The 23215-nt window shown below is 71.5% G+C and carries 20 protein-coding genes and 2 tRNA genes; 9 read left to right on the forward strand and 13 right to left on the reverse strand.

The features are described from left to right. Positions 1–146 precede the first annotated feature (146 nt). The 3 genes from aroA to GPA10_RS00325 all read left to right on the forward strand — a co-directional run bounded on the left by aroA (position 147) and on the right by GPA10_RS00325 (position 2982). Entirely contained in the window at positions 147–1487 is a 1341-nt protein-coding gene (gene aroA, locus GPA10_RS00315) for a 3-phosphoshikimate 1-carboxyvinyltransferase (protein WP_058849662.1), read from the forward strand. A 16-nt stretch (positions 1488–1503) separates the two neighbouring features. Beyond that, positions 1504–2514 carry a ribosome small subunit-dependent GTPase A gene (rsgA, locus tag GPA10_RS00320; RefSeq protein WP_157163766.1) on the forward strand — a complete coding sequence of 337 codons (1011 nt, stop codon included), beginning with the start codon at positions 1504–1506 and terminating at the stop codon, positions 2512–2514. Positions 2515–2658: 144 nt separating this feature from the next. Further along, positions 2659–2982: a DMT family transporter gene (locus GPA10_RS00325; protein ID WP_016645400.1), complete on the forward strand. Its 324-nt coding sequence runs from the start codon at positions 2659–2661 to the stop codon at positions 2980–2982. Between the two features lie 125 nt (positions 2983–3107). Here GPA10_RS00325 and GPA10_RS00330 read toward each other — a convergent pair whose 3' ends face one another. Further along, a complete protein-coding gene (locus GPA10_RS00330) occupies positions 3108–3713 on the reverse strand; it encodes a TetR/AcrR family transcriptional regulator (protein ID WP_058849664.1) in 606 nt (201 codons plus the stop codon). 154 nt (positions 3714–3867) lie between these two features. On the opposite strand from GPA10_RS00330, the gene hisN reads away from it, so the two are divergent. Together hisN and GPA10_RS00340 are read left to right on the forward strand one after the other, a co-directional pair. Beyond that, positions 3868–4668 (forward strand): histidinol-phosphatase, encoded by an 801-nt coding sequence (gene hisN / locus GPA10_RS00335; RefSeq protein WP_058849665.1) that lies wholly within the window; start codon positions 3868–3870, stop codon positions 4666–4668. Positions 4669–4879: 211 nt separating this feature from the next. Then, a complete protein-coding gene (locus GPA10_RS00340) occupies positions 4880–5278 on the forward strand; it encodes a CBS domain-containing protein (RefSeq protein WP_058849666.1) in 399 nt (132 codons plus the stop codon). A gap of 115 nt (positions 5279–5393) precedes the next feature. On the opposite strand, the gene GPA10_RS00345 is transcribed toward GPA10_RS00340, so the two are convergent. After that, entirely contained in the window at positions 5394–6845 is a 1452-nt protein-coding gene (locus tag GPA10_RS00345) for a catalase (RefSeq protein ID WP_058849798.1), read from the reverse strand. A gap of 143 nt (positions 6846–6988) precedes the next feature. Between GPA10_RS00345 and GPA10_RS00350 the strand changes: the two genes are divergently transcribed. Beyond that, on the forward strand, positions 6989–7399 hold the full coding sequence (locus tag GPA10_RS00350) for a Fur family transcriptional regulator (RefSeq protein ID WP_058849667.1): 411 nt from the start codon (positions 6989–6991) through the stop codon (positions 7397–7399). Positions 7400–7529: 130 nt separating this feature from the next. Here the strand turns inward: GPA10_RS00350 and GPA10_RS00355 are convergent. The 4 genes from GPA10_RS00355 to GPA10_RS00370 form a co-directional block, all read right to left on the reverse strand. Continuing rightward, a tRNA-Met gene (locus GPA10_RS00355) sits at positions 7530–7603 on the reverse strand. Positions 7604–7672: 69 nt separating this feature from the next. Then, a complete protein-coding gene (locus GPA10_RS00360; RefSeq protein ID WP_157163768.1) occupies positions 7673–9901 on the reverse strand; it encodes a tetratricopeptide repeat protein in 2229 nt (742 codons plus the stop codon). A gap of 246 nt (positions 9902–10147) precedes the next feature. After that, positions 10148–10221, reverse strand: a tRNA-Met gene (locus tag GPA10_RS00365). A 75-nt stretch (positions 10222–10296) separates the two neighbouring features. Further along, positions 10297–13263, reverse strand: coding sequence for a UPF0182 family membrane protein (locus GPA10_RS00370; RefSeq protein ID WP_157164119.1), 2967 nt, complete (start codon positions 13261–13263; stop codon positions 10297–10299). Between the two features lie 145 nt (positions 13264–13408). Between GPA10_RS00370 and GPA10_RS00375 the strand changes: the two genes are divergently transcribed. Beyond that, positions 13409–13966: a PPA1309 family protein gene (locus GPA10_RS00375; RefSeq protein WP_246258588.1), complete on the forward strand. Its 558-nt coding sequence runs from the start codon at positions 13409–13411 to the stop codon at positions 13964–13966. Between the two features lie 102 nt (positions 13967–14068). Here GPA10_RS00375 and GPA10_RS00380 read toward each other — a convergent pair whose 3' ends face one another. From GPA10_RS00380 to GPA10_RS00395, 4 genes are all read right to left on the reverse strand, one after another. Next, positions 14069–15157 carry a YlbL family protein gene (locus tag GPA10_RS00380; protein WP_058849671.1) on the reverse strand — a complete coding sequence of 363 codons (1089 nt, stop codon included), beginning with the start codon at positions 15155–15157 and terminating at the stop codon, positions 14069–14071. A gap of 77 nt (positions 15158–15234) precedes the next feature. Beyond that, positions 15235–15441, reverse strand: coding sequence for a hypothetical protein (locus GPA10_RS00385; protein WP_058849672.1), 207 nt, complete (start codon positions 15439–15441; stop codon positions 15235–15237). 163 nt (positions 15442–15604) lie between these two features. After that, on the reverse strand, positions 15605–16066 hold the full coding sequence (locus tag GPA10_RS00390; protein ID WP_157163770.1) for a molybdenum cofactor biosynthesis protein MoaE: 462 nt from the start codon (positions 16064–16066) through the stop codon (positions 15605–15607). 280 nt (positions 16067–16346) lie between these two features. Then, entirely contained in the window at positions 16347–17546 is a 1200-nt protein-coding gene (locus tag GPA10_RS00395; protein ID WP_058849674.1) for an SDR family oxidoreductase, read from the reverse strand. Positions 17547–17740: 194 nt separating this feature from the next. On the opposite strand from GPA10_RS00395, the gene GPA10_RS00400 reads away from it, so the two are divergent. Both GPA10_RS00400 and GPA10_RS00405 read left to right on the forward strand, forming a co-directional pair. Further along, positions 17741–19246, forward strand: a complete 1506-nt coding sequence (locus GPA10_RS00400) for a zinc-dependent metalloprotease (protein WP_343040125.1) — start codon at positions 17741–17743, stop codon at positions 19244–19246. Beyond that, the gene (locus GPA10_RS00405; protein WP_343040126.1) at positions 19243–19767 is read left to right on the forward strand and encodes an NUDIX hydrolase; all 525 of its coding nucleotides are present in this window, start codon (positions 19243–19245) and stop codon (positions 19765–19767) included. Before GPA10_RS00400 ends, GPA10_RS00405 begins: the two co-directional genes overlap by 4 nt. A 97-nt stretch (positions 19768–19864) precedes the next feature. Here the strand turns inward: GPA10_RS00405 and GPA10_RS00410 are convergent, their stop codons facing one another. Genes GPA10_RS00410 through GPA10_RS00420 form a run of 3 tightly spaced genes read right to left on the reverse strand, consistent with a single transcriptional unit; the run spans position 19865 to position 23149 of the window. Continuing rightward, positions 19865–20620: an AIM24 family protein gene (locus tag GPA10_RS00410; protein ID WP_157163771.1), complete on the reverse strand. Its 756-nt coding sequence runs from the start codon at positions 20618–20620 to the stop codon at positions 19865–19867. A 16-nt stretch (positions 20621–20636) separates the two neighbouring features. Continuing rightward, on the reverse strand, positions 20637–21317 hold the full coding sequence (locus tag GPA10_RS00415; protein WP_058849678.1) for an AIM24 family protein: 681 nt from the start codon (positions 21315–21317) through the stop codon (positions 20637–20639). A gap of 11 nt (positions 21318–21328) precedes the next feature. After that, entirely contained in the window at positions 21329–23149 is a 1821-nt protein-coding gene (locus GPA10_RS00420; protein WP_157163772.1) for a TerD family protein, read from the reverse strand. Positions 23150–23215: the final 66 nt, after the last annotated feature.

Raw genomic sequence — 23215 nt, forward strand, 5'->3', positions numbered from 1 at the left:
CGTGCCCGGCGCAGGTCGGACGTCGGTCGGACGCCGGTCCCCGCAAGCGTTCGCGCACCAGTTCCGTCCGGTGCTTCTCTGTTTCGCCTGAGTTTCGCCGCTTTTGATCAAGAATCGCTGTCGGCGCCAACCACTAAAGTGTGGGCATGACCGTGAACCCGACAGACACCGCCCTCTGGCCAGCCCCGTACGCGAGCGGAGCCGTCGCCGCGACGGTCCACGTGCCGGGCTCGAAGTCGGTCACCAACCGTGGCCTCGTCCTCGCCGCGCTCGCCGCCGAGCCGGGCTGGCTGCGCCGCCCGCTGCGCTCGCGCGACACCCTCCTGATGGTGGCCGCGCTGCGCGCCATGGGCGTCGGCATCGAGGAGACGGTGTCGTCCAGCTCCGCCGGCGCCGGCGACTCCGGCGAGGCCTGGCGCGTGATCCCCTCCGGTCTCCAGGGCCCGGCCACGGTCGACGTCGGCAACGCGGGCACGGTCATGCGCTTCCTGCCGCCCGTGGCCACGCTCGCCGACGGCCCCATCCGCTTCGACGGCGACCCCCGTTCGTACGAGCGCCCGCTGCACGGCGTGATCGACGCGCTGCGCGCCCTCGGCGCCCGCATCGACGACGGCGCCGACGGGAACCCCGGCGCCCTGCCCCTGACGGTGCACGGCGGCGGCGCCCTCGACGGCGGCCAGGTCGAGATCGACGCCTCCTCCTCGTCCCAGTTCGTGAGCGCCCTGCTGCTCTCCGCGCCGCGCTTCAACCAGGGCGTGGAGGTGCGGCACGTGGGCAGCGCCCTGCCGTCCATGCCGCACATCCGGATGACCGTCGACATGCTGCGCGCCGCGGGCGCCCAGGTCGACACCCCCGAGGCGGGCGGCGAGCCGAACGTCTGGCGGGTCACGCCCGGCGCCCTGCTCGGCCGCGATCTGACGGTCGAGCCCGACCTGTCAAACGCCCAGCCGTTCCTGGCCGCGGCGCTGGTCACCGGCGGCCGGGTCACCATCCCCGACTGGCCCGCGCACACCACGCAGCCCGGCGACGCGCTGCGCCGCATCTTCACCGAGATGGGTGGTTCCTGCGAGCTGACCGAGCAGGGCCTGACGTTCACGGGCTCCGGCTCGATCCACGGCCTCGACGTGGACCTGAGCGAGGTCGGCGAGCTCACGCCGGGCATCGCCGCCGTGGCGGCCCTCGCCGACTCCCCGTCCACGCTGCGCGGCGTCGCCCATCTGCGCCTGCACGAGACGGACCGGCTCGCCGCGCTCACCAAGGAGATCAACGAACTCGGCGGTGACGTCACCGAGACCGCCGACGGCCTGCACATCCGCCCGCGCCCGCTGCACGGCGGCGTCTTCCACACCTACGACGACCACCGCATGGCCACGGCCGGCGCGGTCATCGGCCTCGCCGTCCCCGGCGTACAGATCGAGAACGTCGCGACGACGGCGAAGACGCTGCCCGACTTCCCCGAACTGTGGGCCGGGATGCTCGGGAACTGACGGGCGAGTCACGATCATGCGCCGCTACGGGAAGAACCCGGACGAGGACGACATCCGCGTCCGCCCCAACCGCAAGGGCAACCGCCCGCGCACACACATCCGTCCCAAGCACGAGGACGCCGCCGAGGGCATGGTCCTCACCGTCGACCGGGGCCGGCTCACCTGCCTCGTCGACGGCCGGACCGTGGTGGCGATGAAGGCCCGCGAGCTGGGCCGCAAGGCCGCCGTCGTCGGTGACCGCGTCGCCGTCGTCGGCGACCTCTCCGGCGCCAAGGACACCCTCGCGCGCGTCGTGCGCATCGAGGGACGCACCTCCGTACTGCGCCGCACGGCCGACGACGACGACCCGTACGAGCGCGTGGTCGTCGCCAACGCCGACCAGCTCGCCATCGTCACCGCCCTCGCCGACCCCGAGCCGCGTCCCCGCATGATCGACCGATGTCTGGTCGCGGCCTACGACGGCGGCCTGACCCCGCTGCTCGTCCTCACCAAGTCCGACCTCGCGCCCCCGGACAAGCTCCTCGAGCTGTACGGGGACCTGGACATCCCCTACGTCGTCACCAGCCGCGGCGAGCTGGAGGACGGCGACGCCGCCGGGATGGTCCGCGCCGAACTCGCCGGAAAGGTCACGGCGTTCGTGGGCCACTCCGGCGTCGGCAAGACCACCCTGGTGAACGCGCTCGTACCGCCGGAGCGGCGGCGCACCGTGGGCCATGTGAACGCCGTGACCGGCCGCGGCCGGCACACCACCACCTCCGCCCTGGCGCTGCCGCTCCCCGACGACGAGGGCTGGGTGGTCGACACCCCCGGCGTGCGGTCCTTCGGCCTGCACCACGTGGACCCGTCCCGCGTCATCCACGCCTTCCCCGACCTGGAGCCCGGCACGGAGAACTGCCCGCGCGCGTGCAGCCACGACGAGCCGGACTGCGGGCTCGACGCATGGGTGGCCGAGGGGCACGCGGATCCGGCGCGGCTGTACTCGCTGCGGCGGCTGCTCGCCACGCGGGAGCGGCGCGAGGGCGACTGAGCCGCCCGCCGTGCGGCTCCCCGAACTCCGCGTTGTTTACGCCCCCACCGCGCCGGTAAGTGCATAATCGCACCAAGATTGATTCAAGTTGATTCAAGCTTTGGTGAAGCGGTCACGGAACGTACGGACGTGGGAGGCACAACCATGGCGTGGCTGCTGGTCATCGTCGCCGGGATCCTCGAGACGGGCTTCGCGGTCTGCCTGAAGCTCTCGCACGGCTTCACCCGGCTCTGGCCGACCATCGCCTTCGCGTCGTTCGCCCTCGGCAGCTTCGGCCTGCTCACGCTCGCCCTGAAGAAGCTGGACGTCGGGCCCGCGTACGCGGTCTGGACGGGCATCGGGGCGGCGGGCACGGCGATCTACGGCATGATCTTCCTCGGCGACCTCGTCTCCACGCTGAAGATCGTCTCGATCTCGCTGGTGATCGTGGGCGTCATCGGGCTCCAGTTGTCGGGGTCGGCGCACTGACACGGCGGGGCTGCCGCCGCTCACGGCCCCGCCACCCCTGCCACCGGTCACCGCCCCGCCGCTCCCGCCCCGATCGCCGCCGTGCGGCTCCCCCACCGGTCACGGTCGCACCGTTCCCCCACCGGTCACCGCCCCGCCGCTCCCGCGATCACCCGCCGTACCAGCCGCGCCGGGTCCTCCTCCCGGCTCGCGGGCGCCACGACGTACGACAGCGCGACGCGCACCGCGCTCTCGCACGCCCGAGCCAGGTCCTCCGTCTCGGAAGGGCGGCCTCGCTCCGTCAGCGCGGCCATCGCGCGGTCCCGCACCTGGGCGAGGAGTTCACCGGGCGCGGGCACGCCCGCGTCCGCCCTGCGCTGCGCGGGCACCGGCGAGCTCGACACGGCTGCCCGGCTCGGCGCGGGCAGACGTTCGCTCCAGCAGCCCGTGAGCACCGCACGCACCAGGATGTTGTCGCGCGCGGCACCGATCGTCCACGCGCTCACCGCCGCGAGCCGGTCCACCGGGTCCCGGGCCTGTGCGAGCGCCCGCTCCACGCCGCGCAGATAGGTGTCCGTCTCGCGCCGCAGCAGCGCCCGCGCGAGACCGTCCTTGCTGCCGAACTCGTTGTAGAGCGTCTGCCGCGACACGCCCGCCACCGACGCCACGTCGACCATCCGCACACCCGTCCACGGCCTGCGGGCCAGCGCGGTGTAGGCCGCGTCGAGCAGTGACTCCCGCGCTGCCGGCATCGTCGCCTCCCGCTGCCCCGGGCCCCGGGCCGGGACGGCCCCAGCGGCCCTGCCCGTCAGGGTTGACGCGCCCGCGGGCACTGTCAAGGGGTCCCGTGGGCACCGTCCCCGACGCGCTGTGGCCCGTGCGAAACGAGATCGATACTGTTCACCCATGCCCGACTACCACGATGATCTGCGCCTCGCCCACGTCCTCGCGGACGCCGCCGACGCCGCGACCATGGACCGGTTCAAGGCCCTCGACCTCAAGGTGGAGACCAAGCCGGACATGACACCGGTGACCGAGGCCGACAAGGCCGCCGAGGAGCTGATCCGCGGCCAGTTGCAGCGGGCCAGGCCGCGGGACGCGATCCTCGGCGAGGAGTACGGCATCGAGGGCACGGGCCCCCGCCGCTGGGTGATCGACCCGATCGACGGCACCAAGAACTACGTACGCGGTGTGCCCGTCTGGGCCACGCTGATCTCCCTCATGGAGGCGGGCGAGGGCGGGTACCAGCCGGTGGTCGGCGTCGTCTCGGCGCCCGCGCTCGGCCGTCGCTGGTGGGCGGCGAAGGGCGGCGGCGCGTACACCGGCCGCAGCCTGACCTCCGCGACCCGGCTGCGGGTCTCCGAGGTCTCCCGGCTCCAGGACGCCTCGCTCGGGTACTCGTCGCTGAGCGGCTGGGAGGACCAGGGGCGCCTCGACGGCTTCCTCGACCTCACCCGCGCCTGCTGGCGCACGCGCGGCTACGGCGACTTCTGGCCGTACATGATGGTCGCCGAGGGCTCCCTCGACCTGTGCGCCGAGCCCGAGCTGTCGCTGTGGGACATGGCGGCCACCGCGATCGTCGTGACCGAGGCGGGGGGCCGCTTCACCGGCCTCGACGGCACACCGGGCCCGCACAGCGGCAACGCGGCCGCCTCGAACGGCCTGCTCCACGACGAACTCCTCGGCTATCTGAACCAGCGGTACTGAAGCGCGCGAGCGTCCGCGCGCCCCCGAACTTCCCGCCTCCGCCCCCTTGTTGCCGACCCGCGCGCCTGCGACTCTGAGAGTCCCCCCACTTGTGAACTTGTGAAACCGTTCTCCAAGCCGATGCCGGAGATCCCCTTCCACCGCTGCCGAGCGGAAGCAATCCTTCGGCCTCGCGCGGTCCACGGTTTCACCAAGGAGGTGGCTCAAGCCCATGCTCGTCCGTGACGCCATGAGCACTGTGGTCCTCACCATCGGCCCCGCCCACACCCTCCGGCAGGCCGCCCACCTGATGGCGGCCCGTCGCGTCGGCGCGGCCGTCGTCCTCGACACCGACACCTACGGCCTCGGCATCCTGACCGAGCGCGACGTCCTGAACTCCCTCGGCCTCGGCCAGGACCCGGACCTCGAGACCGCGGGCACGCACACGACGACCGATGTCGTCTTCGCGACGCCGACCTGGACCCTTGAGGACGCCGCCGACGCGATGGCACACGGCGGGTTCCGGCATCTCATCGTGCTCGACGGCGACGAGCCGACCGGCATCGTCTCCGTACGGGACATCATCCGCTGCTGGGCTCCGGCCCGACGGCAGACGGCCACGGTGGCCTGAGCACGTCCGGCGGCCTCGGCCCGTGCGAGGCCGCCGGGTTCCCGCCCGCACACGACCGACGGGCCGGACCCCCCGAGGGGATCCGGCCCGTCGTCCACGACAAGGTGCTGGGTTCTCAGCCGCGCAGGGCCTGGACCGCGGCCTCCAGCCGCTTGCCGAAGTCTCCGTCGGCCTGACGGAAGTTGTTGATCGCGCGCTCGGCGATCTCGTCACGGGACACGCCCGCGATCGCCCCGGCGAGGTTGTCGACGAGGCGCTGCTTCTCGTCCTCCGACATCAGCCGGTACAGATCGCCCGCCTGCACGAAGTCGTTGTCCTCGGCGTGCGAGGGCGTCACGTGGTTGCCGGTCTCGCCGGAGACCGCCGTCGGCGCCCACAGCGGGCGGTCGGTCTGGTGCGGACCGCCGAAGCTGTTCGGCTCGTAGTTCTTCGCGCCCTTGTGGCGGCCGTCGTACAGGAAGCCGTCACGGGAGTGGGTACGCGCCTCCGTGGCGTGCGGGCGGTTCACCGGCAGGTGGTCGGCGTTGATGCCGACGCGGTAGCGGTGCGCGTCGCCGTACGCGAACAGGCGGCCCTGGAGCATCTTGTCCGGGGACGGGCCGATGCCCGGCACGAAGTGGGCGGGGCTGAAGATGGACTGCTCGACCTCGGCGAAGACGTTCTCCGGGTTGCGGTTGAGCTCCAGCTTGCCGAACTCGATCACCGGGTAGTCGGCGTGCGGCCACACCTTGGTCAGGTCGAACGGGTTGAAGCGGTACGTCGCCGCGTCGGCCACGGGCATGATCTGGACCCCCACGGTCCAGGTCGGGAACTCGCCGCGCTCGATGGCCTCGCGCAGGTCGCGCTGGTGCGAGTCGGGGTCCTTGCCGGCGAGGACCTCGGCCTCCTGGGCGGTGAGGGTCTTGATCCCCTGGTCGGTCTTGAAGTGGTACTTGACCCAGAAGGCCTCGCCCGTCTCGTTGGTCCACTGGTAGGTGTGCGAACCGAAGCCGTCCATGTGGCGGTACGAAGCGGGGATGCCGCGGTCGCCGAACAGCCAGGTCACCTGGTGCGTGGACTCCGGGCTCAGGCCCCAGAAGTCGAAGACGTTGTCGGCCTCCTGGGAGCCCGTGTACGGGTCGCGCTTCTGAGTGTGGATGAAGTCGGGGAACTTGATGGCGTCCCGGATGAAGAACACGGGGGTGTTGTTGCCGACGAGGTCGTAGTTGCCCTCCTCGGTGTAGAACTTCAGCGCGAAGCCGCGCGGGTCGCGCACGGCGTCCGGAGCGCCGAGGTTGCCCGCGACCGTGGAGAACCGCAGGAACGTCTCGGTCTGCTTGCCGACCTCGGAGAGGAACGCGGCCCGCGTGTACGCGGTGACGTCCGCGGTCACCGTGAAGGTGCCGTAGGCGCCCGCGCCGCGTGCGTGCACGACGCGCTCCGGGATGCGCTCGCGGTTGAAGTGCGCGAGCTTCTCCAGGAGCAGCTGGTCCTGGACCAGGACCGGACCGCCGGCACCCGCGGTCTCGCTCTGCTGGTTGTCCGCGACCGGAGCACCGGCCTCCGTGGTGAGGGGTCCCTGCGTCACGTGCGCCTCCTGCGTCAATTCGTGCAGTTCCTGTCCTTGGCGTGAGCCGTTTCCGATCCTACAATAGACAATGTCTAAGTCAAGCAATCATCCAAAGTCACACCCGTTCGGGACCTGGTCCCGCTGCTGTTAGGCTGGATTTCATGAGCGACCTGTTGGAACGACTGCGTGGACGCGGCTGGCGCATGACCGCGCAGCGGCGCGTCGTGGCCGAGGTCCTCGACGGAGAGCATGTGCATCTGACGGCGGACGAGGTTCACGCCCGCGCCGTCGTCAAGCTGCCGGAGATCTCCCGGGCGACCGTCTACAACACGCTGGGCGAGCTGGTGTCGCTCGGCGAGGTCATCGAGGTCGCGACGGACCGCAGAGCCAAGCGGTACGACCCGAACGCGCACCGTCCGCATCAGCATCTGGTGTGCGCCCGCTGCGGCGCCATCCGCGACGTGCACCCGACGGGCAACCCGCTGGCCGCACTCCCCGACTCGGAGCGCTTCGGCTTCACGATCTCGGACGTGGAGGTCACCTACCGGGGCGTGTGCCCGAACTGCGCGTGACATCGCGCTGAACCGACATGCCCGAGGACCCGGCACCGCACGACGGTGCCGGGTCCTCCTACATGTCCGCCATGTCCGCGCACGCGACGAAGGCCCGGATCCTGAGAGGGATCCGGGCCTTCGTCTTCAGTAGCGGGGACAGGATTTGAACCTGCGACCTCTGGGTTATGAGCCCAGCGAGCTACCGAGCTGCTCCACCCCGCGTCGGTGAACCCAACTTTACGTCAGGCCCACGACCAGCGCAAATCGCTTTCCTCACGGCCGGGCGCCGCCCTACGCCGTCAGTTCCTGGCGCAGCGCCTCGCGCAGTCGGCCCGCCCGCTCGGCGACCTCCGCGGGGCCGAGCTCCACGGCCCGGGAGGCCCACCGCTGCCCCTCGGTGAGCTGCCCCCGCCGCGCGTACAGCAGGGCGAGCCGCAGCGCCGCCCGGCCGTGCCCGGCGTCGGCGGCCCGCGTCCACCACAGCGCGGCCTCCGGCTCGCTGCCCTCCCTGGCCAGGAGCAGTCCGAGGTTGAACGCGCCGTTGCGGCTCCCGGCCTCCGCCGCGGACCGGTACCAGCGCGCGGCCTCGACCACGTCGCCCCGCGCCGCCGCGAGCATCCCGACGCGGACCTGGGCCCGCCGGTGCCCCTGCTCGGCGGCGCGCTCGTACCACTCCTCGCACTCGGTCTTCTGCACCGCGGGCTCGCCGAGCGCGGGCGGTCCGGCGGGCGGGCGGCGCGCGTCGAGCACGGTGCCGAGCCGGTAGGCGGCCTCCGCGCTGCCGCCGCCGGCCGCGCACCGCAGGTGCCGTTCCGCGTCCCTCTCGTCGCCCTCGCGCAGCCGCGCGGTGCCGACCTGGAGCGCGGCCTGGGTGTGCCCGGCCGCGGCGGCACGCTCGTACCACTTGAGGGCCGCGGCGTCGTCGCCCCGGCTCGCGTAGAGGATCCCGAGGTTGAACGCGGCGTCGACGCTGCCCGCCTCCGCGGCCTTGGAGAACCACGGCTCGGCGCCGGCCGCGTCGCCGCCCTGGAGCAGCAGCACGGCGAGCGCGTTGGCCGCCTCGCGGTGCCCGGCGTAGGCGGCGCGGCGGTACCACTGGTCGGCCTGCGCGGTGCGCTTCTGCTCGGCGCAGAGCAGGCCGAGGTTGTACGCGCCGTTGTCGTCGCCCGCGTCCATCGCCGCGCGGTACCAGCGCTCGGCGGTCTGGGTCTCGCCGCGCTCGGCGTGCAGGGCGCCGAGCGCGTTCGCGGCGTTGCCGTCGCCGTCCTGGGCCGCCCTGAGCCACCACACGGCGGCGTTCTCCTCGTCGCCCGCGTCGCGCAGCAGGAAGCCGAGCGCGCACGCCGCGCGGGCCTCGCCGTCCTTGGCGGACGTCAGGTACCAGCGCCCCGCCTCCTTCAGCTCGCCGCGCCGCTCCAGGATCGCGCCGAGGTGCAGGGCGGCACGGCGGTGTCCGCGTGCGGCCGCCTGCCGGTACCACTGCTCGGCCTCGTCGGTGAGCGACAGGCCGCCGCCGTGGCCGGCGGGTGGCCGGACACCTTCTCTGCGCGCGTTGTCAGAGCGCGCGTCACCGGGGCGCGCGGCAGACACGGGGCGCGACACCTTCGCACGCGCCCCATCCCGGCCACCCACGCCTCCGCCGGCCGCGGCTCCACCAGGCGCGGCTCCACCAATCGCGCCCGCGCCACCCGCGCCTCCGGTCCGGGCAGCGCCAGTCCGCCCGTCTCCGGTCCGCGCGGCACCGGTCCGGGCGGCACCGGTGCTCCCGCCTCCGGTCCGGACGGCACCGGCCCGGGGGCCAGCGGTCCGCCCGTCTCCGGTCCGCGCGGCAACGATCCGCCCGTCTCCGGCTCGGGCGCCGCCGGTCCGCGTGCCCGCGTCGGCACGCGCCGGGCCGCCGGGGCGTGCCCCGGTGCCGGTCCGCGGGCCGGGTGTCTCCCCCGGGCCCGCACCCGGCTCCTCGCGCTCCGCGCGCTTGTCCAGCGTCCTGGCCAGGCGGTACGCCGCCTCGCGGTGGCCGCGCTCGGCCGCCGTGCGCATCCAGCGCTCGGCGCCGACGTCACCGCGGTGCTCCAGGAGGTCGGCGAGGGCGTACGCCCCCAGGGTGTGCCCCTGCTCGGCGGACTGCCGGAGCCAGTACTCGGCGGCGGGCTCGTCGCCGCGCTCGCGGTGGTGCCGACCGAGCGCGTGCGCCGCCGGCGCGGAACCGGCGACGGCGGCGATGCGCCACCATCCGGCCGCTTCGTCGACATATCCACGTTGGTGCAGGAGGACACCGAGATTGTTGGCCGCGGCCCGGTCACCGGCCGCGGTCGCCCCGCGCAGCAGGGATTCGGCACCGTCGAGATCCCCGCGGCGCAGCAGCAGGCTGCCGAGCACGCTCATCGCGTCCACGTCTCCGGCCTCGGCGGCGAGCCGGTGCCGCAACTCTTCCGCGGCCGTCCCGGGATCCTCCCGGTCGGCCGGCTGCGCAAACCGCCCCGTCTCCAACAGAGTTGCCTTGTCCCCCATAACGTCCATCGTCGCACCACCTGCAACCTGGGTACACCTGGTATACCGCAGCCAGTGAGGTCACTTCAGCGTTTTGTCGACATGCCCACAGAGAGATAAGTGAAACACAAGTCCGCGCAACTCCCCCCGCTCAAACCACTCTTCGCACGAACCCCACACCGATGGCACGGGGTGCCGGTACGGGCACCCGCGCGGCACCGGGCCGGGCATGACGAAGGCCCGGATCCTGTTGAGGATCCGGGCCTTCGTCTTCAGTAGCGGGGACAGGATTTGAACCTGCGACCTCTGGGTTATGAGCCCAGCGAGCTACCGAGCTGCTCCACCCCGCGCCGTTGTGTGGCAACCGTACCACGGCGCGAGGGGGCTCCCGCGCGCTGCTCGCGCGCCAGGAGCCGACCGGCGGGCTACCCCCCGTCGCCCTCGTCGGGCTTCTTCGGCTCGCCCGACTCCTTGGACTTGTCGGACCCCTTCCCGTCGCCGCCTCCCGACGGCTTGGCCTGGGCGTCCTCGGCTCGCTGCAGGGCGTCCTGGAGCTTCTTCTGGGCCTTGCCGTAGGCCTCCCAGTCCTGGCCCTCGAGCGCCGTGTTGCCTTCGTCGATCGCCTCCTGGGCGTCGTTGATGGCCTTCTGGAGCTCAGGGTTGTCGGAGTCGCCGGTGGCCGGTGGCTTCTCCTTGTCCGGGTCCGGTTTGTCGCCCTTGTCGGGCGGCTCGACCGGAGTGGCGCTCTCGGCTCCGAAGACCACGTTCAGCGCCTTGTCCAAGGTGTCCTCGAACGCGATCTTGTTGCCGTAGGTGACCAGGACCTTCTTCAGGAGTGGGTACTTCAGCCCGCCGCCCTTGACGTAGACGGGCTCCACATAGAGCAGGCCTCCGTCCAGGGGCACCGTCAGCAGGTTTCCGTAGTCGACCTCGGAGTCGCCGCCCTTGAGCAAGCGGATCTGCTCGGCGATCGCCTCGTTGGAATTGAACTTGCTCTGCACCTGTTTGGGCCCGTCGACCGTCGTGCTCGACGGCATCTTCAGGATTCTGATCTTGCCGTAGTCGTCGGTCCCCGGTTCGGCGTTGACCGACATGAAGGCACTCAGGTTGTCCCGGCCGTTGGGATTGAAGGACGTCGTCAGGGAGAAGTCCTGCTGCTTCTGGCCGGGCATCTTCATGCTCAGGTAGTACGGCGGGACCGCGCTCGACGTCTGGTTCGTCGGGTCGTCCGGGACCTGCCACACCTCGCTGCCACTCAGGAACGTCTCGGCGTCCTTCACGTGGTAGCGGGTGAGCAGCTCGCGCTGCACCTTGAACAGGTCCTGCGGATAGCGCAGATGGTCCAGCAGGTCCGCCGAGATCTCGCTCTTGTCCTTGACGGTGCCCGGGAACGCCTTGCGCCACGTCTTCAGTACGGGGTCCTTGGTGTCCCACTCGTACAACTTGACGTCTCCGGTGTAGGCGTCGACGGTCGCCTTCACCGAGTTGCGGATGTAGTTGACCTGGTTCTGCTGGGCCACCACCGCGCGCTGGTTGTTCTTCGCCGTCAGCGAGTCGGCCGTGGTGTCGCCGAGCGTGGTGCGCGACGCGTACGGATAGCCGTTGGTGGTGGTGTACGCGTCGACGATCCACTGGATCTTGTTGCCGACGACCGCCGGATAGGCGTCACCGTCGATGGTGAGCCAGGGGGCCACCGCTTCGACGCGCTCCTTGGGCGTGCGGTTGTACATGATCCGCGAGCCTTCTCCGATCGCTCCGGAGTACAGCATCTGCGGTTCGCCGAACGACACCGCGTACGCCGCCCGGTTGAGCGGGTTGGAGAGGTTGACGCCGCTCTTGCCCTTGTAGCTGGTCGTCTTCTCGCCGTCGTCGTCGGAGTAGTCGATCTCCTTCTGGGGACCGCCGACGATGGAGTACTGCGTGGTCTTCTCGCCGTAGTAGATCCGCTGCTCGTACTTGCCGAGGCTGCCCTTGGACGGCAGATCGGACTCGGTGAACTTCGGACGTCCCTGGTCGTCGGCCTCGGTGCCCTTGGCCGCGACCACTCCGTACCCGTGGGTGTAGCGGAAGTGGTCGTTGATCCAGTTGTTCTTCGGGATGCCGTCCAGGTTCAGCTCGCGCAGACCGATGACGGTGTCCTGGGCCTTGCCGTCCTTCGTCTTGTACCGGTCGACGTCCAGGTTCGACGGGAAGCCGTAGTAGTTCTTCATCTGCTGAAGCTGCTGGAACGTCGGCGAGACGATGTTCGGGTCGAGCAGGCGCAGGCTCGCGGCGCCCGCGACGTCGTCGCGCAGCTTCGTCTTGTCCTGCGTCTTGCTGACGCCGGGGTACTCCGTGACGTCCGTGCCGCCGATGCCGTACGCCTTGCGGGTCGCCTCGAGGTTCTTCTCGACGTACGGGGACTCCTTGGCCTGCTCGTTCGGCTGGACCTGGAACTTCTGCACGATGGCCGGGTACAGCCCGCCGATGAGGATCGCGGAGAGCACCATCAGGCCGAAGCCGATGACCGGAAGCTGCCAGGTGCGCCGCCAGAGCGTCGCGAAGAACAGCAGCGCGCAGATCACGGCGATGCAGAACAGGATGGTCTTCGCCGGCAGATAGGCGTTCGCGTCGACGTAGCGCAGGCCCGTCCAGTTGCCCGTGGCCTTGAAGTCACTGGACTTCACCGCGAGGCCGTACCGGTCGAGCCAGTAGGCGACCGCCTTGAGCGCGACGAAGATGCCGATGAGCACCGACAGATGGCCGGTCGCTGCGGCCGTGGCCCGCCCGCCGGGGCTGGTGATGCGCAGACCGCCGTACAGGTAGTGCGTCAGGGCGGCGGCGATCACCGCGAGCACCGTGGCCGCGAAGCCGAAGCCGAGCAGGAAGCGGTACCAGGGCAGGTCGAAGGCGTAGAAGGCGACGTCCAGGTGGAACTGGGGGTCCTTCTGGTGGAAGGGCACGCCGTTGACCCACATCAGCCAGGTGCGCCACTGGCCGGCGGCGGACGCGCCCGCGATCAGACCGACGAGGGCCGTGATGCCGATCAGCAGCCACTTCTTGTAGGGCGCGATCGCCATCCGGTACCGGTCGAGGCTCTGCTGCTCCATCGACATGGCGCTCAGCGGCGGGCGCAGCCGGTGCGCCAGCCAGATGTTCACGCCGACCGCGGCCGCCATGAGGAGGCCGAAGACGAAGAACAAACCGATCTTGGTCGTCAGGGTGGTGGTGAAGACCGACGAATAGTGGACCGAGCGGTACCAGAGCCAGTCCGTCCAGAATCCCGCGAACATGACGAACGCCATGGCAAGGACGGCCAGGACGCCGAGCGTCATGAGCAGGGTCCGGACACGACGGGACGGTCGGCCCACTCTGATCCGTGGCCCCGTCGGGCCTCCGCCGCGGTCCGGCATCTGGAAAGCCAAGGTGCGCACCTCGAAGTTCGCTGTAGCTGTGGCTGGCTGAAACGGGCTCCGCGATCGTAGAGCCCACTCATGCAACTTACCGATGCTTTACTCAGTTCCCGTTCCCGGGTCCGAACGAGGCAGGATATTGGGCATGCCCAACGTTTCCCCCTCCGGCCCGCCGATGGCCGCGAGCCCCCTGACCCGTGCCGTGCTCGAGATCGACGACTACGTCGGCGGGCTCGGCTGGGATCAGCCCGCCCGTCTCTTCGCCCTCGTCGACACCGCCCGCCTGCGGACGCAGGAGCCGACCCTGGCCGACCGCCTGGGTCTGGCCGACGACGCGTCCGCCGCCCCGCTCACCCCGATCGAGCAGGACGAACTGCCCGCAGGATCGCCCCTCGACGAGTTCCTCGGCACCATCGCCTGGCCCGACTCCGTCGTCGGCTGCGCCCTCAGCGTGGAGCGGCTCATGCTGCCGCCGTCCGCGGAGGCGTCCGTTCCGGAAGGCATGAGCGAGAAGCAGCTCGCCAAGTGGGTGTCCGAGCACCCGGAGCGGCAGGAGGTCCGCATGACCGTCGCGGTACTGCGTGACGGCGCCCGTGAGTCCGCGCTGCGGCTGCGCGAGAAGGACTCGCCGACGGAGGTGCTCACGGGCTCCGACCTGGTGCCGGGTCTCGCGGAGGCGCTGGCGGCGACGTTCGCGGAGTAGGCGGCTTCGCGGCCTGGGCGGCTGTCGCGGCGTATCCGGAGCAGCCGCCGGATCACTGCACGGTCGGGGCCGGTCGCGGCCCCGGCCGTCGTACCGGGCGACTCAGCTCGTGGTGCACTTCGGCAGGTCGGCGGTGTCGCCCTTGCTGATGGCCTTGAGAGACGTCACCGCGTCCTCGATGGTGTTCACCTTGACGAGCGTGAGCCCGTCGGGGACGTCGCTCGCGGCGGACGCGCAGTTGTCCTTCGGCGTCAGGAAGTACTCGGCGCCCTTGTCGCGCGCTCCGACGGTCTTCATCTCGATGCCGCCGATGGGGCCGACCTTGCCGTCGTCCTCGATGGTGCCGGTGCCCGCGACGAACTTGCCGCCCGTGAGATCGCCGGGCGTGAGCTTGTCGACGATGCCGAGGGCGAACATCAGGCCCGCGCTCGGCCCGCCCACGTCGGCCAGCTTGATGTCGATGGTGAACGGGTACGTGTGGTCGGTCCCGGCCTTGATGCCGACGACCGCGCGCCCGTCGTCCTCGGCCTTCTCCGTGGTGATCTTCACCGTCCCGGTGGCCGTCGGCTCCTTGCCCGCCTTCTCGGCGGCGGCAGCCTCCTTGACGGGCACGATGCCGAACACGACGGGCTCGCCCGCCTTGTGCTTCGTGACGAGCTCGGCGACGTCCGTGAACCGCTTCACGGGCTTCCCGTCGACACTCCTGATCACGTCGCCCGCGTGCAGCTTGCCCTCGGCGGGGCTGTTCTTGAAGACGGTGGAGACGACCACCTGGGACTTCACGGGGAGCTTCAGCTGCTTGAGGGCCGCGACCTTGGCGCTCTCCTGTGACTGGCTGAACTCCTCGGCGTTCTCCTGGCTGGACTGCTGCTCCGTCTTGCCGTCCGGGTACAGGGTGTCGTGCGGCACCACGATGTTGTCGTGCGCCAGCCAGCCGTACACGGCCTCCGCGAGGTTCATCTTGTAGTCGGCGCTGGTCACCCGGACCGTCGTCATGTTCAGGTGGCCGCTCGTGGGGTACGTCTTGTGGCCCGAGATCTGCAGCACCGGCTCGCCGCCGTGATCGCCCAGGGTGTTCACCGTGGGGCCCGGGGACATCTCCGAGTACGGCACCTTGATGAGCACTCCGGCGCAGAGCAGCGCGATCAGCATCAGGGTGGAGGCGAGCATCGTCGCAGTGCGGCGTGGCATGGAACGACAGTACGGGACGGTCCTGTGCGTGCATCCCTGGGGCGTCCGTACGGGATCGCCACGGGCCCCGAGCGGGGTCAGGCGGCGGTGTCGGTGCCCGAGGGAGCGCCGGAGGGGACGCCCGAGTGGGACTTCTCCATCGCCTCGCGGAACGCCGCGTAGCCGTTCAGCTCGCTGTTGTCACCCGTTCTGCCGCTCTTGCGGTTCCGGTTGGCCCAGGCGGCCCACAGACCCGCACCGACGGCCGCCAGCACCGGAATCAGCAGCCAGGCAAGCGATGCCACGAAGACCTCCTGATCCCATGAGTGATCACAACTGACCACAACTGACTGATCAGCAGATTAACCATCAGCTCCGACAACGCTCACAGCAGGGGTCGGGTTACGCAACCGGAGCCTTTCGGGGTCGGCCGGTCCGGGCTGTCCGGTCCGGGCCTGTCGGGCCTGTCTAGGCCCCCACCCATTCCTCCTGGCCGTCGGAGAACCGCTGGTGCTTCCAGATGGGCACCTCGTGCTTGAGGTAGTCGATCAGCTTGCGGCAGGCCGCGAACGCCTCGGCGCGGTGCGGGCAGGACACGGCGACCACGACCGCGAGGTCCCCCACGGAGAGGTCCCCCACGCGGTGCACCGCGGCCAGGGCGCGCACCGGGAAGTCGGCGACGACCTTCTCCGCGACGCGGCGCAGCTCCGCCTCCGCGCTCGGGTGGCTGGAGTACCCGAGCTCGTCGACGTCCGCGCCCCCGTCGTGGTTGCGCACCGTCCCGACGAACAGGGCCGTGCCCCCCGCGGCGTCGTCACCGACGGCTCGGAAGACCTCGTCGAGCGAGAGCGGGACGTCACGGATCGCAAGGAGTCGAATCGGCTCGACACCCGGCTGCTCCCCGGGGTGGTCCATCGGATTGCGTGCCATACGGCCATCGTGCCGCACACCACTGACAACCCGAAATAGCGCTTTCCTACAGCGCGAGCGGCCCCGCTGTGGGCAATCGTCCCGCTCCGCGATGGGCGCGTGCCCGCACCCCGTGGGCGATCGTCCCGCTCCGTGATGGGCGCGTGTCCCGCTCTGCTGTGGGCAATCGTCCCGCAGGGCGGGACGGGTGGGCACAGCCCCCGGTTCCCGCCGACCCTCCTGTGGGGCCCGGGGCGGGCCAAGCCCCGGTACCTCGGCTACAGGCCTCCGGCCGGCGCCCTCACAACCGCCTCCGCGCCTTCCGCGCCCTGCGCACCAGGGCAGCCGTACCCAGCAGCGCGACCGTCGCCCCGGCGGCACCCGCGGCCGTCGCGTCCTTGCGCCCGAGCCGCCGCCCGGCGACCGTGCGCCGCCCCGCCACCTCGTCGAGCAGCTCCGCGAGCACCTCCTCGTTGGTCCACTGCGGCCGCCAGCCCGCGTCGTGCAGCCTGCTGACGCTGACGACCCACGGGTACATCGTGTACGCGAGATCGCCCGCCGGGGACGGCGTGAGCCCGATCCGGTGGAGCCGTGCCGCGGCGCCGAGAGCGACCGTGGAGGGCAGCTCCATGCGCCGGATGCCGCTCAGCTCCTCGACCTCCTCCTGCTCCAGCCACCCGTCGCACCCGACGGCCAGTTCCCCGTCGACCTTCTCCACGACGGCGTACTCCAGCGCGCTGCACAGGTCGTCCACGTGGCAGAACTGCCACGCGGGCCGCGAACCGGCCACCACGAGGAGCCGCGGCGACTCGAAGTACCTGGTCAGCGCCGTGTCCGTACCGCCGACGAGGATGGCGGGCCGCACCACGGTGACGTTCAGACCAGGGTGGGCGCGCGGGGCCCGCCGGGCGAGCCGCTCGATCTCCAGGAGGTCGCCGACTCCGGTGGCCTCGGCGGTCGCCCGCAATTCGGCGTCTTCGGAGAGGGGCAGTTCGTTGTCGGACAGCGCTCCGTAGACCATCGCCGACGTGCACAGCACGACGCGGTGCACTCCGGCGGCGGCCGCCGCCGTCAGGACGGTCTGGGTGCCGCGCACGTTGTACGCGGTGCGGGCGGCGGCGTCGGTCTCCAGGTCGAGGTCGAGCGCCAGGTGCACCACGACGTCGACGCCGCGGAGCTTCTCCGCGATGGCCGGGTCGCGGACGTCCAGGACGTGCCACTGGGCCCGCGCGCACTCGCCGCGCCGCTCGTCGATGGCCACGACCTGCTTGATCTGCTCGGACGCGGCGAGGCGCTCGGTGAGCTGCGCGCCCACTCCCGCCGCCGCGCCGGTGACGGCGACGACGGGGCCGCGCGCGGGCGGCGAGCTCTCGCGCGCGGGCGCCGCCGCGACGGCCGGTGTCTCCTCGGCCGGTACGGAGTCCTGCCCTCCGTCGGGGTCGGGCGGGGTCGGGTCGGAAGGGTTTCGCGCTGCGCGAACCTGTGGATCTGGGGAACTCACCGGGCGTCTCCAGCGGTTGTCTTCAGTATGTGCGCGAACTGACGCGTACGTACCAGGTGGCATCCATCCTGCCGCAGCCCCCGAGGCGGCGAAGCACCGAGGCCCGAACCGGCCGGGGTGTCTACGCTGGGTGGTGTTGTCGGGCAATCGCCACCGGATCCAGGATCCGGTGGCCCAACGAGCCGAGGAATCCCGTGAGTGACACCCCATTCGGATTCGGCCTTCCGCCGGAGGAGCCGGAGAACGGCGACGAGGGCAAGAAGAAGGACACCCCCGGAGGGGGACAGGGTTCCGGTGGCCCTGCCAACCCGTTCGGTTTCGGGGCGATGGGCCCCGCGGGCGCCGGGGACAATCCCTTCGCCGCCATGTTCGGGTCGATGAACCCGGGCGACCTGGGCGCCGCCTTCCAGCAGCTCGGCCAGATGCTGTCGTACGAGGGCGGCCCGGTGAACTGGGACATGGCCAAGGACATCGCCCGCCAGACCGTCTCCCAGGGCACGGCGGACGGCACCAAGGACGCGAGCGTCGGCCCCGCCGAGCGCTCCGCGGTCGAGGAGGCCGTGCGCCTGGCGGACCTGTGGCTGGACGACGCGACGTCCCTGCCGTCCGGTGCGGGCAGCGCCGTGGCCTGGAGCCGCGCCGAGTGGGTCGAGGCGACCCTGTCGGCGTGGAAGGAGCTCGTCGACCCGGTCGCCGAGCGCGTCGGCCTCGCGATGGGCGACGTCCTGCCCGAGGAGATGCAGGCCATGGCGGGCCCGCTGATCGGCATGATGCGCTCCATGGGCGGCGCGATGTTCGGCCAGCAGATCGGCCAGGCCGTGGGGGTCCTCGCGGGCGAGGTCGTCGGCTCCACCGACATCGGCCTGCCTCTCGGCCCCGCGGGCAAGGCCGCGCTGCTCCCGGTGAACATGACGGCCTTCGGCAAGGACCTGGGCGTCCCCATGGAGGAGGTGCGCCTGTATCTGGCCCTGCGCGAGGCCGCCCACCAGCGGCTCTTCGCCCACGTGCCGTGGCTGCGCTCGCATCTGTTCGGCGCCGTCGAGGGCTACGCGCGCGGGATCAAGGTCGACACCTCCAAGCTGGAGGACGTCGTCGGCCAGTTCGACCCGCAGAACCCTGAGCAGTTGCAGGAGGCACTCCAGCAGGGCATGTTCCAGCCGGAGGACACGGCCGAGCAGAAGGCCGCCCTGGCCCGCCTCGAGACCGCCCTGGCGCTCGTGGAGGGCTGGGTGGACGCGGTCGTGCACGCGGCGGCGAAGCCGCGTCTTTCGTCCGCCGACGCGCTCCGCGAGACGCTGCGCAGGCGCCGTGCCACCGGCGGCCCCGCCGAGCAGACCTTCGCCACGCTGATCGGCCTCGAACTGCGTCCGCGCAGGCTGCGGGACGCCTCGCGCCTGTGGGCCTCGCTGACGGACGCGCGCGGGGTGGACGGCCGGGACGGCCTGTGGGCCCACCCGGACATGCTGCCGACCGCGTCGGACCTGGACGACCCCGACGGCTTCGTGCACCGCGAGCACCTGGACTTCTCCGAGCTCGACAAGATGCTCGGCGAGGCGGCGGGCTCGGGGTCCGGCTCCGGCTCCGGTTCCGCGAAGCCGGACCTCACCAAGGGCGACGCCGAGCGAGCGGACGGCACGGACAGTGCGGACGGCACGAACAGTGCGGACGGCGACGACAGCAAGGGCGACAACGGCAAGTGAGCCTGTACGACGACGCGGTCCTCGTACTGAAGGGCTACGAGGACCAGCCCGAACTGCGCCAGTACTACCTGGACCACCTGTCCGCCCACCCCGAGGACGGCCTCTGGAAGGCATGCACGGCGGGCCACGTGACCGCGAGTGCCCTGGTCGTCGACCCGGCACGCGGGCGTGTCCTGCTCACGCTGCACAAGAAGCTGCGGATGTGGCTCCAGATGGGCGGTCACTGCGAGCCGGGCGACGCGACGCTGGCCGCGGCGGCGCTGCGCGAGGCCACGGAGGAGTCCGGTGTGCCCGGCCTGACCCTCCTCACGGGCGGCCCCATCCGCCTCGACCGGCACCCGATCCCGGGCCCCTGCACCCAGCACCTGGACGTGCAGTACGCGGCGCTCGCCCCGGCGGACGCGGTCGAGGCGATCAGCGACGAGTCGCTGGACCTGCGCTGGTTCGCGTACGACGAGGTGGCGGGCGTGGCGGACGAGTCGGTCGTGCGCCTGGTGGAGCAGACCCGGCTGCGCCTCTAGGACGAGCTCCGTCAGAGGCGCGGGGAACTGCGCGACCAGCCACAACGGGCCCGCAGTTCCCCGCGACCTGCTCTCGTCCCCGCCTCGACGAGGGCGTTCAGTTCCAGACGTTGCCCTGGTTCTGCCCCCGGGCGCCCTGCTGGCCCATGCCGAACTGGGCGCGGGCGCCCTGCCCGATGGTGGCGTGCTGCGGCGGCAGCATCTCGCTGGGCTGGACGAGGGCGTAACCCTGCCCCATGAAGCTCAGCTCCCAGCCCTCGCCGGTGTTGCCGCGGCGCCGCCACACGCCCGAGGAGTGCGTCTGGGCCTGCATCTGCACCCGCAGTCCGCTCGACCAGGCGACGATCGCGTCGGCGTCCGCGTTGACGTACCGGTCCGGGGTGACCTGGAGCATCAGCGGCTGGCCCGACGTCATCAGGGCGACCTTGCCGCGGCCGGTGATGTTGAGCTGGTACTTGCCGGAGCCGGAGATGCCGTACTGGCTGTCGACGGCGATGACCTGGTGGGTCAGCGAGGAATCCATGGCGAGGACGTAGGAGCTGTCCACCGTCAGGCCGTCCTGGTCGACGTCCACCAGGTGGATGTACTGCGCGAGGTTCGCGAAGTAGACGGTGCCCTGGCCGTGGCAGCGCATCAGGTCCAGGCCCTCGCCGGTGTGCGCGCGGGCGCGCTGCTGGCCGCGGCTCTGGAACTCGGCGTCGAACTCGATGAGCCCCTGGTAGGCGACCATGGCGCCCTTGCGGGCGAGCACGTCGTCGTGGCCTTCGAGGGCGACCCGCAGGAGCTGCGGGTTCTGGACGGTGTAGCGCTCCTGGGTCTGTTGCTCGGTGTGCGCGAAAAGCGAGCTCTGCATGGTGTCCTGCTCCCCCTCAGCTCCGGATCCGGAGACGGTCGGTGCTGTCCTCACTGGGCTGTACGACGACGATGCCCTCGCCGGAGAAGCCCATCTGGTAGGCCTCGCCGCTGCCGCGCCCGATCAGGGAGCCCGCCCTGAAGCTGCGCTTGCCCTTGACCTTCAGGTTCGGCGACCAGGCGATCAGCGCGTCCGGGTCCACGTACGTCTCGTCCTCACCGCGGCCGCAGTCGACGACGATCGGCGTTCCGCGCGAGGTCAGCGCCACCCAGCCCTGACCGGAGACCTTGATGTTCCACAGGCCCTGGCCCGCGAACTTGGCGAGGCCCTTGACCCGCTCGACGCCCCACTGGAGGCTCGCGTCGAAGGCGAGCAGGTTGGTGCCGTTCACGGAGAGCGAGTCGCCCGCCAGGTTGATGACGACGACGTCGGCTCCGTAGTCGGCGAGGTAGAGCAGGCCGTCACCGGAGCACTTCATCAGCGGGGCGCCCTCGCCGGTGATCCAGTCACGGGCGATCTGCCGGACGGCGGGCGGATTGGGCTCGTACTGCACGAACCCTTCGTAGGCGACCATCGATCCCACGCGCGCGAGGAGGTCGTTCCCCGTCTGCATGGCGACCTTGACCATGTGGTGGCCGTGGTTCTCCATGCGGGCGGCGACGGGCGCCGGGGCGAAGCCCGCGAGTTGCTGGTTCATGACGGGCTCCCTCAGACCTCGAACGGCTGGACGACGATGAAATTGCCGGGCGCGCCACGGAACTGGAGGTTCACGCTCTCCCCCGTGGAGCCCGCCGAGGCGTTGCCGCGCAGCCTGACCTGGCTGGACACGATCGCCTGTGCGGCCGCCGACCAGGCGACCACGGCGTGGCAGTCCGCGAACGTCGTTGGCGTGACCGGCAGCACGACGGGCATGCCGTGGGTCTTGATCACGACCGTGCCGGTGCCCTGGAACTGCATGACGAACAGCGCGCCACCGGGGATGCCGTGGCCCTCGATGCGGCGCACCTCGTGCTGGAGCGTCTCGTCGAAGGCGAGGACGTTCTCCGCGGAGACGCAGATCGCGTCCCCCTGGAGCTCGATGGGGTGCAGGTGCGTTGCTTCTTCGGCGAGGAAGACCTGGCCGCGGCCGGAGCAGCGCATGAGCTGCATCTCCTGGCCGGTCGCGTTGCCGACGACGCGGCCCTGGAAGCCCGCGCCCTTGTAGCCGAACTCGACCTTGCCCTGGTACAGGACCATGCTGCCCTGGCGGGCGAGGACCGGGTGGTCGCCGACGCCGAGGTCCACGCGGACCAGCTTCTCGTTCTGCTGCGTCCAGCGCTGTCCGGTCGCCGCCTCGCGGTACTTCTGGAGCGCCGAGGCCACACCGGCCCCCTGCGGGGCGCCCTGCGGAACCCCGCCTGCGGGGCCCGCGGCGAACGGGGCCTGGCCGGGGATCTGGGGCTGCTGGCCGTACCCGGGAGGCGCGGCGGCCGCGGGCTGCTGGCCGTACGGCTGCGCCGGGGCTCCCGGCGGCTGGCCGTAGCCGGGGGGCATCGGCGCGGACGGTTGCTGCTGGTCGTAGCCGGGCGGCGCCGACGCCGCGGCCTGCTGGCCGTACCCGGGCGGCAGGGGCGCCGAGGGCTGCTGGCCGTAACCGGGTGGCGGCGGGGCCTGGCCGAACGGGGGCTGCTGTCCGGGCCCTCCGTGCGGCGGGGGGCCCTGGGGCTGCGCGCCGGGCCCGCCGTACGGAGCCTGCGGGGGCACCTGGACGCCGCCCGGCTGGTTCAACGGCGCGACGATGGTCTGCGCGGCGTGCACCGACGGGTCGGGCGCCGGGGCGGGCGGCGGCGTGGCGCCCGCGGGGGGCGCGAAGCTCTGGGCGGGCGCGGGGGCGGGGGGCTGCGCGGGGGCCGGGTCCGGTGTCACGGGGGCCGCGGGCGCGGCGAACGCGGGCGGAGTCGCGGCGTCGGCGGGCGGGGCGAAGCCGGGGGCGGCCTGCGGCTGCGCGGCGGCGGGCTCGTCCTCCGCGACCTCGCCGCCGAAGTTCTTGATCAGCGCGTCGAGGCCGCCGTCGAAGCCCTGGCCGACGGCGGCGAAGCGCCACACGTCCTTCATGTAGAAGTCGCCGAGCATCAGGGCGCGCTCGGTGGAGAACTCAGAGCCGGTGAAGGAGTAGCGGACCACTTCCTCACCCCCGGCCACGAGCCGGATGTACCCGGAGCTGATCTGCGACATCTGCCCGGCGCCGTCGATCGCCGCGGAGAACGACAGCCTCTGGATCTGCTGCGGGATCCGGTCCAGAGTGACGCGGAAGGACTCGGTGTCACCGGCCTGGGCGCCCAGGAGCTGAAGCGACTCCTCCGGGGACTTCGGCTGGTTGAAGAAGATGAAGTACCGGTCGTCCGAGAGCCGCTCGTCCGCGTCGAGCCCGAAGCAGCTGATGTCGAAGGTCACCCCGGGGGCAGCGATGTGCACGCCTACGTACAGATCGGTCCCCGCGGTGAGGTCACTGATCTTGGCCTTGTGGCCGCGTTGGAATTCCCTGGCCATACGTAACGACCGTCCCCCATCCCGAATGTGAATGCGTCGCGCCAGGCTAACCGTTCCCTCCGACAA

The sequence above is a fragment of the Streptomyces typhae genome, from assembly GCF_009755605.1.
GTDB classification, from domain to species: Bacteria; Actinomycetota; Actinomycetes; order Streptomycetales; family Streptomycetaceae; genus Streptomyces; species Streptomyces typhae.